This is a genomic window from Streptomyces sp. NPDC034043, from assembly GCF_055575675.1.
The window spans coordinates 1-13,237 of record NZ_JBVISF010000007.1 but is presented as its reverse complement, the minus strand read 5'-3'; the positions used below and the strand labels follow the sequence as shown (position 1 = coordinate 13,237).

Annotated in this window: 13 protein-coding genes and 2 pseudogenes; 5 read left to right on the top strand and 10 right to left on the bottom strand. The window is 73.2% G+C overall.

Annotated elements, in window-relative coordinates:
• Nucleotides 1-134 precede the first annotated feature (134 nt).
• Nucleotides 135-1,409, top strand: a complete 1,275-nt coding sequence (locus ACZ51S_RS18525) for an SAV2148 family HEPN domain-containing protein (protein ID WP_468479310.1) — start codon at nucleotides 135-137, stop codon at nucleotides 1,407-1,409.
• Nucleotides 1,410-1,607: 198 nt separating this feature from the next.
• Entirely contained in the window at nucleotides 1,608-2,333 is a 726-nt protein-coding gene (locus ACZ51S_RS18520) for an exonuclease domain-containing protein (RefSeq protein WP_468479320.1), read from the top strand.
• A 3-nt stretch (nucleotides 2,334-2,336) separates the two neighbouring features.
• On the opposite strand, the gene ACZ51S_RS18515 is transcribed toward ACZ51S_RS18520, so the two are convergent.
• From ACZ51S_RS18515 to ACZ51S_RS18505, 3 genes are all read right to left on the bottom strand, one after another.
• Nucleotides 2,337-2,978: a hypothetical protein gene (locus tag ACZ51S_RS18515; RefSeq protein ID WP_468802720.1), complete on the bottom strand. Its 642-nt coding sequence runs from the start codon at nucleotides 2,976-2,978 to the stop codon at nucleotides 2,337-2,339.
• An 82-nt stretch (nucleotides 2,979-3,060) separates the two neighbouring features.
• Nucleotides 3,061-3,267, bottom strand: a complete 207-nt coding sequence (locus ACZ51S_RS18510; RefSeq protein WP_468802719.1) for a hypothetical protein — start codon at nucleotides 3,265-3,267, stop codon at nucleotides 3,061-3,063.
• A gap of 131 nt (nucleotides 3,268-3,398) precedes the next feature.
• Nucleotides 3,399-4,262 (bottom strand): phosphotransferase enzyme family protein, encoded by an 864-nt coding sequence (locus tag ACZ51S_RS18505; RefSeq protein WP_468479313.1) that lies wholly within the window; start codon nucleotides 4,260-4,262, stop codon nucleotides 3,399-3,401.
• A gap of 144 nt (nucleotides 4,263-4,406) precedes the next feature.
• Here ACZ51S_RS18505 and mgt point away from each other — a divergent pair.
• The 3 genes and pseudogenes from mgt to ACZ51S_RS18490 all read left to right on the top strand — a co-directional run bounded on the left by mgt (nucleotide 4,407) and on the right by ACZ51S_RS18490 (nucleotide 7,334).
• Nucleotides 4,407-5,668 (top strand): annotated as a pseudogene (gene mgt, locus ACZ51S_RS18500) (macrolide-inactivating glycosyltransferase).
• Nucleotides 5,665-6,237, top strand: a complete 573-nt coding sequence (locus ACZ51S_RS18495; protein ID WP_468802718.1) for a DUF1697 domain-containing protein — start codon at nucleotides 5,665-5,667, stop codon at nucleotides 6,235-6,237. Before mgt ends, ACZ51S_RS18495 begins: the two are co-directional and overlap by 4 nt.
• Before the next feature lie 95 nt (nucleotides 6,238-6,332).
• Entirely contained in the window at nucleotides 6,333-7,334 is a 1,002-nt protein-coding gene (locus ACZ51S_RS18490; protein WP_468802717.1) for a ketopantoate reductase family protein, read from the top strand.
• 146 nt (nucleotides 7,335-7,480) lie between these two features.
• Here the strand turns inward: ACZ51S_RS18490 and ACZ51S_RS18485 are convergent, their stop codons facing one another.
• From ACZ51S_RS18485 to ACZ51S_RS18455, 7 genes and pseudogenes are all read right to left on the bottom strand, one after another.
• Nucleotides 7,481-7,876, bottom strand: a complete 396-nt coding sequence (locus tag ACZ51S_RS18485; protein WP_468802716.1) for a hypothetical protein — start codon at nucleotides 7,874-7,876, stop codon at nucleotides 7,481-7,483.
• A gap of 88 nt (nucleotides 7,877-7,964) precedes the next feature.
• Nucleotides 7,965-8,726, bottom strand: a complete 762-nt coding sequence (locus ACZ51S_RS18480) for a sirohydrochlorin chelatase (RefSeq protein WP_468802715.1) — start codon at nucleotides 8,724-8,726, stop codon at nucleotides 7,965-7,967.
• Between the two features lie 11 nt (nucleotides 8,727-8,737).
• Nucleotides 8,738-9,643, bottom strand: a complete 906-nt coding sequence (locus ACZ51S_RS18475; protein ID WP_388938642.1) for an ABC transporter permease — start codon at nucleotides 9,641-9,643, stop codon at nucleotides 8,738-8,740.
• Nucleotides 9,630-10,421, bottom strand: coding sequence for an ABC transporter ATP-binding protein (locus ACZ51S_RS18470; RefSeq protein ID WP_388938643.1), 792 nt, complete (start codon nucleotides 10,419-10,421; stop codon nucleotides 9,630-9,632). Before ACZ51S_RS18470 ends, ACZ51S_RS18475 begins: the two co-directional genes overlap by 14 nt.
• Nucleotides 10,422-10,455: 34 nt before the next feature.
• On the bottom strand, nucleotides 10,456-11,583 hold the full coding sequence (locus ACZ51S_RS18465) for an aliphatic sulfonate ABC transporter substrate-binding protein (protein ID WP_468802714.1): 1,128 nt from the start codon (nucleotides 11,581-11,583) through the stop codon (nucleotides 10,456-10,458).
• A 227-nt stretch (nucleotides 11,584-11,810) separates the two neighbouring features.
• The gene (locus ACZ51S_RS18460) at nucleotides 11,811-13,139 is read right to left on the bottom strand and encodes a sulfate adenylyltransferase subunit 1 (protein ID WP_468479319.1); all 1,329 of its coding nucleotides are present in this window, start codon (nucleotides 13,137-13,139) and stop codon (nucleotides 11,811-11,813) included.
• A gap of 2 nt (nucleotides 13,140-13,141) precedes the next feature.
• Nucleotides 13,142-13,237 (bottom strand): annotated as a pseudogene (locus ACZ51S_RS18455) (sulfate adenylyltransferase subunit CysD); the annotation flags it as partial.

The following is a 13,237-nucleotide window of genomic DNA, read 5'->3' as shown; positions in this document are numbered from 1 at the left end:
ATGGGTCAACGGACAGCCGGACCAGGGGACCTGAGGTCCCGGGGGACGGCTTCGGGCTGCGTCGGGCCGCGTGCGCGGAGTACCCTTCCGTGATCACTGGAGACGGGCGTCCAGACGCAGAAGGCGGTGCACGGGTGAGCTCGGGAGGTCTGGAGCTGCCCCCTGGTGACAGCGGTCACGAGGGTGGCCCGGTGGACGCGGCGGGCGGTACGTCCGCCGGTGTGCCGGGTGCGGCGGCGGCCGGGGCGGCGGTGTCGCTGGCCCCGCAGGAGGCCGGGGACGCGCGGGCCGGGGCCGAGCTCGACTGGGGCGCGGACGCGTGGAGCGAGGTCCGTACGCGGGCCCAGCGCGCGGGCCGCGCGTACATCTGGCTGAACCTCATCGAGCAGCGGCTGCGCTCGGTGGTCGGCGCCGTGCTGCGGCCCGTCTACGAGCCGGTGCACGGCGGGGACGACTGGGTGGTCGCCGCCGCGGGACCCGCCGGGCAGGAATGGGTGCAGCGGGCCGTGGCCGTGCGCGAGGTCAGCAGGCGCAAGGGCTACCTGCTGGACCCGGCCGACGACAACGTGCTGAGCTTCCTGACGCTGCCGCAGCTGCGCGAGCTGATGGTCCAGCACTGGCCCTGCTTCGAGCCGTACTTCGACGACCGGCGCGAGATCGAGCTGGCCCTCGACGAGCTGGAGGTCACCCGCAACGTGGTCTCCCGCAACCGGGCGCTGTCGCGGGCGGTGCTGGAGCAGGCGGAACGCGCCTCGGCGCGGCTGCTGGAAGTGCTCGGCGCCGGCTCGGGCAGCCCCTCGGCGGACCGGCTGCCGATCGACGCCGTCGAGGACCTGGTCGGCGACCGGTACGCGGACGTCATCTCGGTCCACCCCGACCGGGTGCGGCTCCAGCGGCAGCTCCCGGCGGAGGACCTCTTCGGGGGCGCTCGGCGGCTCGACGCCATCGGCATAGGCCTCAACCTGCTGGTGCAGAACTTCTCGGGCCGCCGGCTGGTGCGGCTCTCGGAGGCCGGCTGCCGGGTGCGGCTGCTGTTCCTGAACCCGGCGAGCAGCGCGGTCAAGCGGCGCGAGCGCGAGCTGGGGCTGCGCAAGGGCGAGCTGAGCCGGTCGGTGGAGATGAACATCCTGCACGTGCGCAGGGTGCGGGCGGGGCTCAAGGACCCGTCGCGCTTCGACATCCACGTCTTCGACGAGACCCCGCGCTTCACGGCCTACCTGGTGGAGGGCCAGTCCTCGGGGATCGCGGTGGTCCAGTCGTACCTGCGGCGGGCCCGGGGGATGGAGGCGCCGGTGCTGGTGCTGCGCGGGGGCGGCAGGGGGGTGCCGAAGGACGCCGACCACGGGCTGTTCCAGACGTACCGGGAGGAGTTCGAGTCGGTGTGGGAGGACTCGCGGCCGGTGTCCTGACCCGGGCGGGCCCACCGGCCGCTCTCCCCGTTCCCGTCCGGCTTCCGGCGGCTTTCCGGGCCGGCTTCCGGGGCCGGCTTCCGGGGCCGGCCGTACCAGGCCCGGTGCGGGGCGGTCCCGGGGGGTGGCCCGGCCCGGTGTCAGTGCCGCGTGGCAGGCTGAAACGCGTTGACCTGGAACACGGGGGAGGGGCGCGTCATGGAGGCGTGGCACGGGGGAGCGCTGGTCGGGTTCGACCTGGAGACGACCGGTACGGAGCCGGGGGAGTCCCGGATCGTGACGGCCGCGTTGGTCGAGGTGCGGGACGGTGAGGTGCGTGCCAGGCGCGGCTGGCTCGCGGATCCGGGGATACCGATCCCGGAGCAGGCCGCGGCCATCCACGGGATCAGTACGGAGCGGGCCGTCGCCGAGGGCCGCCCGGTGCGGGAGGTCGCCGAGGAGGTGGCGGCCGCCCTGGTGGATCACTGGCGCGGCGGAGCCGTGGTCGTCGCGTACAACGCGGCCTTCGACCTGACCCTGCTCTCGGCGGAGCTGGCCCGGCACGGGCTGCCCTCGCTCGCCGACCGGCTGGGCGGGGCCGAGACCGGCCCGGTGGTGGACCCGCTGACGATAGACCGGGCCGTGGACCGCTTCCGGCGCGGCAAGCGGACGCTGGAGGCGGTGTGCGGGGTGTACGGGGTCACCCTCGACGCCGCGCACGACGCGGGGGCCGACGCGCTGGCGGCGGTACAGGTGGCCCGCGCGATAGCCGCCCGCCACCCGCAGGTGGCCGCGCTCAGCCCGGCCGAGCTGCACGACCGGCAGGGCGGCTGGCACGCCCGCTGGGCCCGCGACTTCCAGTCCTACCTGCGCCGCCAGGGCAGCCCGGACGCGGTGATCGACACGGCATGGCCGCTGCGGGGGCCGGTCCCGGCCCCGGCCTGAGCCTCACCGGGGCGGGGTGTCCCGGTACTCGACGTGGATGTCCCGGAAGCGGGGGTCGCAGTGCACGCTGCGGCAGTAGTGCCCGTGGCGGTAGCCGGGGAAGGCGGTGGTGTGTCCGGGGCCGTGGCGGGCCACCTCGTGGAAGACGCCGGCCGCCTGACGGAACACCGTGGCGCTGCCCGTCATGAAGAGCGTCTCGGCGTGGACGCTCTGGTGGAAGCGGTCGCGGTTGTCCGCGCGGTGCGCCGCGGCGTGGTCCACGTCGCCCGGCTCCGGAAGCAGCACCTCCACGGTCTGCGGGCGGCCGGGACCCGGCCGGCCCCGCAGCTCCTTCCAGCGCGAGGGCGCCAGCTGGAGCGAGTGGTGCGCCAGGACCAGGTCCAGCCGCCGCGAGCCCGCCGGGGCGGCCCCGCCGCGCAGGGGCAGGTGGACCAGCGAACGCGGTGAGGAGGCGGCGAGGGTCCACAACCCCGCCATGAGCACGGCGGCGTCCTGGTCGACGTACGCGTTCAGATACCAGCTGTCGTCGAGGAGTTCGGCGCACGCCGGCGGCCGGGCGGGGCGGACCACCTTGACGGTCCCCGTCCCGTGGCGGACGTGGTGGACGGTGAGGCGTAGCTTCGTTCGATCGGGCACGGGTGCCATTGTCCCGGGTGGGGGCGGTACGCGCCGGGGCGTTTCTCCTGGCGGCGTGGGGCGGCGTCGGGCGGCGTCGTTCTGGGGCCGGTCAGGGAGCCTCGGCGGCGGCCCTCGACCACGGGGTGTCCGCTCCGCCTCCCCTCATCAGCCAGTCGCCTGCCTTGGACACCGCGAACCGAGCCCCGGAGCCGTTCTCGGCCCGGAACTCCCAGCTGCCTTCGAGGAACGCCCCGAGAGTCCATCGGCTGTCGTCTCCCGTCTCCCTCGCCGTCGCCGCCCCAAGGGCAACGGGCATCCGCCACACGATCGCCGCAGTAACCGCACGGGGCCGTAGAGACGCTGCATGATGGCCGAATGACACCGGCTCCCCCTGGTGCAACGCCGCCGGGAAGGGCCTGGTGCCCGCCGGGGGTGATGATCACCGGGCTAGAAGGAGTGCCAGCGGGCTTCCGTGTCGCCGTCGCGCAGGGAGGCCACGCGGCGGCGGAACTCGGCCAGGGCATTGGGGTTGGACGGCGCGTGCTGGGCGACCCAGGCACAGCTCGCCGTCTCGCGGGCGCCGCGCAGGACGGCGCAGCCCTCCCACTCCCGTACGTCCCATCCGTACGCGGCCGTGAAGGCCTCGTAGGAGGCGGCGGGCAGCCCGTAGCGGTCGCGGGACAGGGCCATCACCACCAGGTCGTGTTCCCGCAGGTCCGCCGAGACGGTCTCCAGGTCCACCAGGACCGGCCCGTCCGGGCCCACGTGGACGTTGCGGGGCAGGGCGTCGCCGTGGATGGGGCCGGGCGGCAGGTGCGGGGCGAGTGCGGCGACCTCGCCCGCGTAGGCGTCGCGCCGGGCGCGCAGGTACGCCGCGTCCTCGGGGCCGACGGCCGCGCCGGCCAGCCGGAGCCACCGCTCGACCCCGCCCAGCAGGTCCCGCGCGGGCAGGGAGAAGGAGGGCGCGGGCAGCGCGTGCAGCGGCCGCAGCAGGGCCGCGAGGTCCTCGGGGCCCGCCGGGCGGACCGGTTCCGGGAGCCGGTGCCACAGGGTCAGCGGGTGCCCGCCCACCAGCCGGGGCTTCGGTTCCGCTGCCCGGACCGCCGGGATCCCGGCGTCGGCGAGCCAGCCCGCGACGGCCAGCTCCCGTTCGGCCCGCTCCAGCAGTCCCGCCTCGCGGCCCACCTTGACCACGAGGCCGCCGGCCGCGAAGACGGCGTTCTCGCCGAAGGCGAGCAGCTCCGGGCGGTCCGCCCCCGCGCCCGTCAGTCCCGCCTCCGCCAGTACGTCCCTGGCCCGCGCCTCGTCCATGCGTTCGTCTCGTCCTTCGCCGGGTCGTCGTGATCACCGTGGATCGCCCCAGTCTCGCATTCCGCGCCCTGGAGCCCCGGCGGGAGACGGAACGAGCCATCAGACCGATTTTCGGACAGGAGGATCCGGGTGGCTGCCATCTGATTGCACGAGACGTCTCGTCTCGTTAAGCTCGCTGCATGACCTCAGCCAAGCCCGCACACATCGCCATGTTCTCCATCGCCGCCGCCGGGCACGTGAACCCCAGCATCGAAGTCATCCGGGAACTCGTCGCCAGGGGCCACCGCGTCAGCTACGCCATCCCCGCCTCCTTCGCCGACAAGGTCGCGGAGACCGGCGCCACCCCGGTGGTCTGGAAGTCCACCCTGCCCACGGAGGACGAGCCCGAGGCCTGGGGCACCGAACTCATCGACAACATCGAGCCCTTCCTGAACGACGCCGTCCAGGCGCTCCCGCAGCTCGCGGACGCCTTCGAGGGCGACGAACCCGACCTCGTCCTCCACGACATCACCGCCTACCCGGCGCCCGTCCTCGCCCGCCGCTGGGGCGTCCCCGCGATCTCCCTCTCCCCGAACCTCGTCGCCTGGACCGGCTACGAGGAGGAGGTCGCCGCCCCCATGACCGCCGGACTGCGAGCCTCCGAGCGCGGGCGGGCGTACTACGCCCGATTCCGGGCCTGGCTCGACGAGAACGGCATCGACGCGGACCCGGACCACTTCGTCGGCCGCCCGTCCCGCAGCATCGTCCTGATCCCCCGCGCCCTCCAGCCGCACGCCGACCGGGTCGACGAGACCGTCCACACCTTCGTCGGCGCCTGCCAGGGCGACCGCAGCGCAATCCAGGGCACCTGGGAACGGCCCGCCTCCGCCGAGGGCAAGAAGGTGCTCCTGGTCTCCCTCGGCTCCACCTTCACGAAGCAGCCCGCCTTCTACCGCGCCTGCGCCGAGGCCTTCGCGGACCTCCCCGACTGGCACGTCGTCCTTCAGATCGGAAAGTTCACCGACGAGGCCGAACTGGGGGAGATCCCCGCCAACGTCGAGGTCCACCGCTGGGTTCCGCAGCTGGACATCCTGCGCCAGGCCGACGCCTTCATCACCCACGCCGGTGCCGGCGGCAGCCAGGAAGGCCTCGCCACCGCGACCCCGATGGTGGCCGTGCCCCAGGCCGTCGACCAGTTCGGCAACGCCGACATGCTGGCCGCCCTCGGCGTGGCCCGGCGCCTCCCCATGGAGGAGGCGAACGCCACCACCCTGCGCGAGGCCGTCCTCGGCCTGCTCGCCGACCCCGAAGTCGCCGTCCGTGCGGAGGCCGTCCGCGCCGGCATGGCCTCCGAGGGCGGTACCCGGCAGGCCGCCGACCTCATCGAGGCGGCGCTGTCACAGGCACGCCCTAGTGTTCGGCCATGACGAAGAAGGCGAGTCCGAAGAGCACGAAGAAGTACGCCGCCCTCCTGCGCGGCATCAACGTCGGCGGGAACAAGAAGGTCCCGATGGCCGAGCTGCGCTCCCTGCTGGAGGGCCTCGGCCACGACGACGTGCGCACGTACCTGCAGAGCGGCAACGCCGTCTTCAGCGGCGCGCCGACCGATCCCGCCGTCCTCGCCCGGGACCTGGAAGCGGCCATCGAGGCCCACTTCGGGTTCCGGGTGCCCTGCCTGGTCGTCGACGGCGACCACCTGGCGGCCGTCGCCGCGGCCTGCCCCTTCCCGGCCGCCGAACTGGAGGGCAGACAGCTCCACGCCACCTTCTTCTCCGAGCAGCCCGGCCCGGAGCGCTTCGCCGCGCTCGACGCCGCCGCGTACCTCCCCGAGGAGTACCGCCTGGGGGACCGCGTCCTCTACCTCTACGCGCCCGAGGGCCTCGGCCGCTCCCGACTGGCCGAGGCCCTCAGCCGGCCCGCCGTCGTCAAGGGCCTGGACGTCACCACCCGCAACTGGAACACCGTCGTCAAGCTCGTGGAGCTGACCCGCCCCTGAAGCCCCGCGCCCCGAAGCCCTCGGGAACCAGCTGCCGGGGGGATCCGGCACGGCCCGACCGCGGCCGCGCGCGACCGGTGTGCCAGGCTCTGGGCATGCGTTACATCATCATCGGCGCCGGCGCGGTCGGCGCGACCATCGGCGGACGCCTCGCGGAATCGGGCCGGGAGGTCGTCCTCGTCGCCCGCGGCGCGCACGCCGAGGCGCTGAAGGAGGACGGGCTGCGGCTCACCACCGCCGACGGCACGCGCCTCCACCGGCTGCCCGTGGTCACCGGCCCGGCGGACCTGGGCGAACTGCGCCCGGACGACGTACTGCTGCTGACGGTGAAGACCCAGGACGCCATCGCCGCCCTCGACGCGTGGGGCGACGCGGAGGTCGCCGGCGGCGGCACGGCGGCGCAGCGGCTCCCGCTGCTGTGCGCACAGAACGGCGTCGAGAGCGAACGGCTCGCCCTGCGCAGGTTCTCCCGGGTCTACGGGGTCTGCGTCTGGCTGCCCGCGACCTTCCTGGAGCCCGGCGTCGTCTCGGCCCTCTGCGCCCCCTTCACCGGCATCCTGCACCTCGGGAGGGCGGCCGGCGGATCGGACGCGCGGATCAGGGCCGTCGCCGCCGACCTCGCCGGGGCGGGCTTCGAGGCGCCGGTCGTCGAGGACGTGATGCGGTGGAAGTACGCGAAGCTGCTCGGGAACCTGGGCAACGCGATCCAGGCGACCACCGGCCCCGAGCCGGACCCGGCCAAGGCGGCCCTGCTGCTTCGGGCGATCCGCGAGGGCAAGGCCGCCTTCGACGCGGCGGGCATCGGCTACGCCACCGAAGCCGAACAGTCGGCCGCCCGCGACGGCAAGGCCGACCCGCCGGCGGGCGTGCGCGGCGGCTCCTCCTGGCAGAGCCTGGCCCGAGGCACCGGCTCGGTCGAGGCCGACTACCTCAACGGCGAGATCTCCCTGCTGGGCCGCCTCCACGGGGTGTCCACCCCGGTCAACGACGTCCTGCGCCACGCGGCGAACATCTTCGCCCGCGAGGGCCTTCCCCCGGGCGCGATGTCCATCGCCGACCTGACCTCCCTGGCAGACGAGGCCGCCGCCCGCGGCTGACGGGGCGGCCGCCGCCAACGCCCACTCGAAGCGGACCGGAAAGCCGGCCGGCGTCTCGGAGGCCATCTCCTCCGGGTTCCGTTCCGCCCAGACGTGGTCGAGGCCGGGCTCGCCCAGGGCGACCCGGCGCGCGATCAGGCGACCTGTCAGCGGTCGCCCGTGTGCGGGCGGACGGGAGGCGGCAGTGGCAGGCGCCAGTCGCCCAGTCTCGTGAGGAGGAACTGGCGGGCGAGGGAACGTATGTCGTCCCACACGGGATCTGCCGCCAGGGCCTTGTCCCAGAGGCCGGCGCGGCCGCCGGCATCGATCTCGCCGAGGCGACGCCCGATGGCCCGAAGGTTGTGCAGATCCTCGGGCTTGAAGACTCCGCGCTCCGCGAGTCCTTCCGAGACGCGGCAGAGTAGCTCCACCTCTTCGACGACGCCCTTCGTGTCCTCCTCACGCTCGCCCAGCCAGGCGAGTTGATCCTGGGTGTCGGCTGCCAGGAGGGTCATGAAGCGGATCGTCCAGATGCGCAGGCGTTCGTCGCCGAGATCGTTCACACGTGCAGGATCTCACCCGGCTTCCGCGACCGTGCTCGATGCCACGGAGGGAGGGCAGTGGCCGGGGCGGTGCCCCGTGGAGGCACTACTAGGCGGTGAGCGCCGCGAGCGGGGCTCGGCGGCCGGCCGCCGTGTCGTAGCGGTGCAGCAGGAGGCTGGCCAGTTCCGGGGTGGCGCCCAGGACGCCGGCGACCACGTCCGCGCCCGCCGCCGCGGCGCCCGCCGTGATGCGGTCCGGGAGGAAACCCGGGGCGATGACGTACGGGGCCACCGCCACGCGGCGGACGCCCTCCGCGCGCAGGGCGCGTACGGCGTCCTCGGTGCGGGGAAGGGCAGCGGAGGCGAACGCAGGCCGCACGGCGCACCAACCGGTGTGCCGCCACTCCCGCGCGATTTCAGCGATCACTGCGATCGCCTCCGGGTCCGTGGATCCGGCGGACGCGAGGACGACGCCGGTCGTCGCGCGGTCCGCCGGGGTGAGGCCGAGGCCGGCCTCGGCGAGGCGGCGCTCGAGGGAGGCCACCAGGAGGGGGTGCGGGCCCAGGACGTCCGCGACCCGGACCGAGAGGCCGGGCAGGCGCGTGGCGGACTCCGCCAGGACCGCCGGGACGTCGGCCTTCGCGTGGAAGGCGCGGGTCAGCAGCAGCGGCAGGGCCACGACCTCGCGTACCCCCGACAGGTACAGGGAGGCCAGGGAGCGGGAGACGGCCGGCCCGTTGAAGTCGAGGAAGGCCGTCTCCACCCGGAGCCCCGGCCGCAGCGACCGGACCCGCCCGACGAGGGCGTGCACGGTCGCCGCGTGCCGCGGATCGCGGCTGCCGTGGGCTATCACCAGAAGTGCGCGGGACATGGGACCGGGGCTCAGCTCTTGACCAGCAGGCCGCGGCTGCGCAGCACCCACCGCTCGACCGGGCTGAAGATCAGCAGGTCGATGGCGATGCCGACGACCAGGATCAGGATGATCGCGAGGAACACGCCCGGCAGGTCGATGTTGTTGCGGCCGTTCTCCAGGAGCTGGCCGAGGCCCAGGCCGAGGTCGGGGGAGCTGGCGATGATCTCGGCGGCCATCAGGGAGCGCCAGGAGAAGGCCCAGCCCTGCTTGAGGCCGGCGACGTAGCCCGGCAGTGCCGCCGGCATGACCACGTGCCAGGCGCCGCGCAGGCCGGTGGCGCCCAGGGTCCGGCCGGCCCGCAGGAACAGCGGGGGGACCTGGTCGATGCCGGAGACCAGGCCGTTGGCGATCGACGGGACCGCGCCGAGCAGGATCACCGTGTACATCATGGCGTCGTTCAGCCCGAACCAGAGCACCGCCGGGGGCACCCACGCCACCGACGGCAGGGACTGCAGGCCCTGGAGGATCGGGCCGATCGCGGCGCGGACGAACTTCACCCGGGCGACCAGCAGACCGAGCGGGGTGCCGATGGCCAGCGCGAGGAGGAAGCCGAGCAGGCCGCGGGAGACGGAGGTCCAGATGACGTCGAGGAGCGTGCCCTTGAGCCACATGTCGGACAGGCTGTCCCAGACGGCGGACAGGGCGGGGAGTTTGGTCTCCTCGGTGACCTTCGCCGCGACGAGGACCTGCCAGACCAGCAGCACCAGGGCGACGGCGACGACCGGCGGCAGGACCTTCTTGGTGAGGATCTCGCGCAGCGGGGTGCGGTGGGTCTGGACCGCGTCGAGGGCGTCGAGTCCGGCCTCCAGGCCGGCCAGGTCGTCGCGGGTGCCCCGGACGGCCCCGGCCTTAGGGGTGGTGTCAGTGCTGGCCATGGCGGCGGATCTCCCCACGCAGGTGTTCGGTGATCTCGAGGGACAGTTCCGCGACGTCCGCGTCCTCGATGCGGCGCGGCTGCGGGATGTCGACGGTCCACTCCTTCGCGACCCGGCCGGGGCGGGAGGAGAGGAGGACGACGCGCTGGGCGAGGCGGACGGCCTCGCGGACGTTGTGGGTGACGAAGAGGACCGACAGGCCGGTCTCCTCCCAGATGCGGGTGAGCTCGCCGTGCAGGACGTCGCGGGTGATGGCGTCGAGGGCCGCGAACGGCTCGTCCATCAGCAGCAGCCGGCTGTCCTGGGCGAGGGCGCGGGCCAGGGCGACGCGCTGGCGCATGCCGCCGGAGAGCTCGTGGACGCGCTTGCCGTACGCGCCGCCGAGGCGGACCAGCTCCAGCAGCCGCTCGGCCTCGGGCTTGCGGTCGGCCTTGGCCACCCCCCGCAGCCGCAGGGCCAGTTCGATGTTCTTGCCGGCGGTGAGCCAGGGGAAGAGGGCGTGCTCCTGGAACATCAGGGCCGGACGTCCGAGGGTCTCGATCGACCCCGCGGACGGCTTGTCCAGACCCGCGACCAGGTTCAGCAGGGTGGACTTTCCGCACCCCGAGGCCCCCAGGAGGGTGACGAACTCTCCGGGAGCGACATCGAGGCTGATGTCGTCCAGGACGAGCTGCGATCCGGCCGGGCCGGAGAAGGACTTCGAGACGTGCTCGATGCGGGTGGCGTGCGTCTGCTCCGCTACCGCGCCCTCGGCAGCCTTGGCGAGAGTGGTGGCCATGGTCGTCACCTCCTGGGGTTGCTGGACTACGGATTTACTTGGAGCCGAGACCGGCGTCGGGGACCTCGGGCTTGCCGGCGGCCTTCAGGACCTTGTTCAGGAGCGTCAGGTCGTAGATGCCGGCCAGGTCGGGCTTCTCGAGGAGCTTGGCCTTGACCGCCCAGTCCGACTCCGTCTTCAGCGTGTTCGCCAGCGGGTCGTCGGTGACGAGGATGCTCTGCCACGCCGGGTCGAGGACCTTCGCCTCGAGCTCCTTGCCGCTGTCCGCCTTCAGCCGGGCGTTGGCGGAGGCCTTCGCCTTCTCCGGGTTGGCGTTGATCCACTCGTTGGTCTTCACCGTGCCCCTGAGCACGGCCTCGACCACGTCCGGGTGCTCCTTGAGGAACTTCTGCGACACGATCACGTTCGTGATCACGAACTTCTTGTCGGGCCACAGGGAGGTCTCCTCGAGGAGGACGGAACCCCCGTCGGAGACGAGCTTGGAAGCGGTCGGCTCCGGCACCCAGGCGCCGTCGATGGAGCCCTGCTTGAAGGCGTCCGGGGTGACCTTGTTGTCCGTGCGGACGACGGAGACGTCGCCCTTGCCGGACTCGGGGTCGACCGACCAGCCCTTCTCCGCGATCCAGTTGAGGAACGCGACGTCCTGCGTGTTCCCCTTCTGGGGGGTGGCGATCCGCTTGCCCTTGAGGTCGTCCAGGGTCTTGATCCTGTCCGGGTTCACGACCAGCTTCACGCCGCCCGAGGCGGAGCCGGAGATGATCCGCAGGTTCTGCCCCTTGGACTTCACGTAGCCGTTGATGGCCGGCGAGGGGCCGATGAAACCGATGTCGAGAGAGCCGCCGTTGAGGGCTTCGATCTCGGACGGACCGGCGTTGAAGGACTGCGGCTTGACCTTGGTGCCGTTCAGTTCCTTCTCGATCAGGCCTTCCTGGAGGCCGACCAGGGCGGTCGCGTGGGTCAGGTTCGGGAAGTACCCGATGCGGACTTCGGAGGCGGAGAGCTTCGGGCCGCCGCCGGCGGCGGTGCCGGACGCCTTCGGGTCCGTCGTCTCGGCCTGCGAACCGTAGCCGCAGGAGGCGAGCGCGCCGATCAGGAGGGGCAGGGCCGCCGCGGCGACGACGCCGCGGCGCAGGGTCTTACGGGTGGAACCGGTGGCAGGCACGGGAGGACGTCCTCTCGATGCGCCGTCTCTGGGTTACGGCGCATGTCTTCGTCTGTGAGGGAAGGGCGGGCTGGGATCGTGCGGAGTGAGGGCGCGACGGCGGGACGCCGACGGCGGTGCGGTCATCGCACACATCGCGCCACTCCTCCCTGGCCGCTGCCGAGGACGCCGCTGCCCACGCGGCCGCCCTCCTTCGCGAAGGTGGAGTAGATGTCGCCGAACATGATCTAGAAGTCCCACCCTTCCTCGTCCGCCTGCACGGTCTCGGCCTTGGCGGCGAAGGCCTCGCCCGCCATGCCCGCCGCCAGGGTCGTTCCGTCGGCCGGGTCGATCAGCAGGAAGGACCCGGTGCGGCGCGAGTCGGCGTACGCGTCGAGCGCGAGCGGCTCGGCGGTACGGACGACGACCCGGCCGATGTCGTTGGCCACGAGCTGCCCCGGGTCCGGGTGCTGGGACAGGTCGTCGAGGGTCAGCCGGGAGGGGATCTCCTTGACGATCGCCTTGACCGTGCGCGTCGTGTGCTTGAGCAGCACCCGGGCGCCCACGGCCAGCGGCTGGTCGGCCACGTGGCAGACCGTCGCGACCACGTCCTGGGTGGTGGCGGGGGCGCTCGCGGACGGTGCGATCAGGTCACCGCGCGAGATGTCGATGTCGTCCTTGAGGCGCAGGGTCACCGACTGCGGGGACCAGGCGATGTCCACGGACCCGCCGAGGGCGTCGATGCCTTCGATGACCGAGGTGCGGCCGGAGGGCAGCACGGTGACGGCCTCGCCGACGCGCAGGACGCCGGAGGCGATCTGGCCCGCGTAGCCGCGGTAGTCGGGGTGCTCGGCGGTCTGCGGCCGGATCACGTACTGCACCGGGAAACGCGCCGGGCAGGCCGTGAGGTCGTGGCTGACGGGGACGGTCTCCAGGTGCTCCAGCACCGTCGGGCCGCCGTACCAGTCCATGTTCGCCGAGGGTTCCACCACGTTGTCGCCGGCCAGGGCCGAGATCGGGATGGCGGTGATCTCCGGGACGCCCAGCTCCGAGGCGTACGCGGTGAACTCCTCGGCGATCTTCGCGAAGACCGTCTCCTGGTAGTCGACGAGGTCCATCTTGTTGACGGCGAGGACGACGTGGGGGACGCGCAGGAGGGCGGCGACGGCGGCGTGGCGGCGGGTCTGCTCGATGACGCCGTTGCGGGCGTCGACGAGGACCACGGCGAGGTCGGCGGTGGAGGCGCCGGTGACCATGTTCCGGGTGTACTGCACGTGCCCGGGGGTGTCGGCGAGGATGAACCGGCGGCGGGCGGTGGCGAAGTAGCGGTAGGCCACGTCGATGGTGATGCCCTGTTCCCGCTCGGCCCGCAGGCCGTCGGTGAGCAGCGCCAGGTCGGGGGCGTCCTGGCCCCGGTCGGCGGAGACCCGCTCCACGGCCTCCAGCTGGTCCTCCAGGACCGACTTGGAGTCGTGCAGCAGGCGGCCCACCAGGGTGGACTTGCCGTCGTCGACGGAACCCGCGGTGGCGAAGCGCAGCAGCGTCGTGGCGCTGAGCTGCTCGGTGGTGGTCGTCATGGTTAGAAGTACCCTTCGCGCTTGCGGTCTTCCATCGCGGCCTCGGACAGCTTGTCGTCGGCGCGGGTCGCGCCCCGCTCGGTGAGCCGGGACACGGC

Bases quoted from the DNA above. Each gene is read 5' to 3' on its own strand.
- ACZ51S_RS18520 (WP_468479320.1), top strand. From the start codon at position 1,608: ATGGAGGCGTGGCACGGGGGAGCGCTGGTCGGGTTCGACCTGGAGACG.
- ACZ51S_RS18515 (WP_468802720.1), bottom strand. From the start codon at position 2,978: ATGGCACCCGTGCCCGATCGAACGAAGCTACGCCTCACCGTCCACCAC.
- ACZ51S_RS18510 (WP_468802719.1), bottom strand. From the start codon at position 3,267: ATGCCCGTTGCCCTTGGGGCGGCGACGGCGAGGGAGACGGGAGACGAC.
- ACZ51S_RS18505 (WP_468479313.1), bottom strand. From the start codon at position 4,262: ATGGACGAGGCGCGGGCCAGGGACGTACTGGCGGAGGCGGGACTGACG.
- ACZ51S_RS18495 (WP_468802718.1), top strand. From the start codon at position 5,665: ATGACGAAGAAGGCGAGTCCGAAGAGCACGAAGAAGTACGCCGCCCTC.
- ACZ51S_RS18490 (WP_468802717.1), top strand. From the start codon at position 6,333: ATGCGTTACATCATCATCGGCGCCGGCGCGGTCGGCGCGACCATCGGC.
- ACZ51S_RS18480 (WP_468802715.1), bottom strand. From the start codon at position 8,726: ATGTCCCGCGCACTTCTGGTGATAGCCCACGGCAGCCGCGATCCGCGG.
- ACZ51S_RS18475 (WP_388938642.1), bottom strand. From the start codon at position 9,643: ATGGCCAGCACTGACACCACCCCTAAGGCCGGGGCCGTCCGGGGCACC.
- ACZ51S_RS18470 (WP_388938643.1), bottom strand. From the start codon at position 10,421: ATGGCCACCACTCTCGCCAAGGCTGCCGAGGGCGCGGTAGCGGAGCAG.
- ACZ51S_RS18460 (WP_468479319.1), bottom strand. From the start codon at position 13,139: ATGACGACCACCACCGAGCAGCTCAGCGCCACGACGCTGCTGCGCTTC.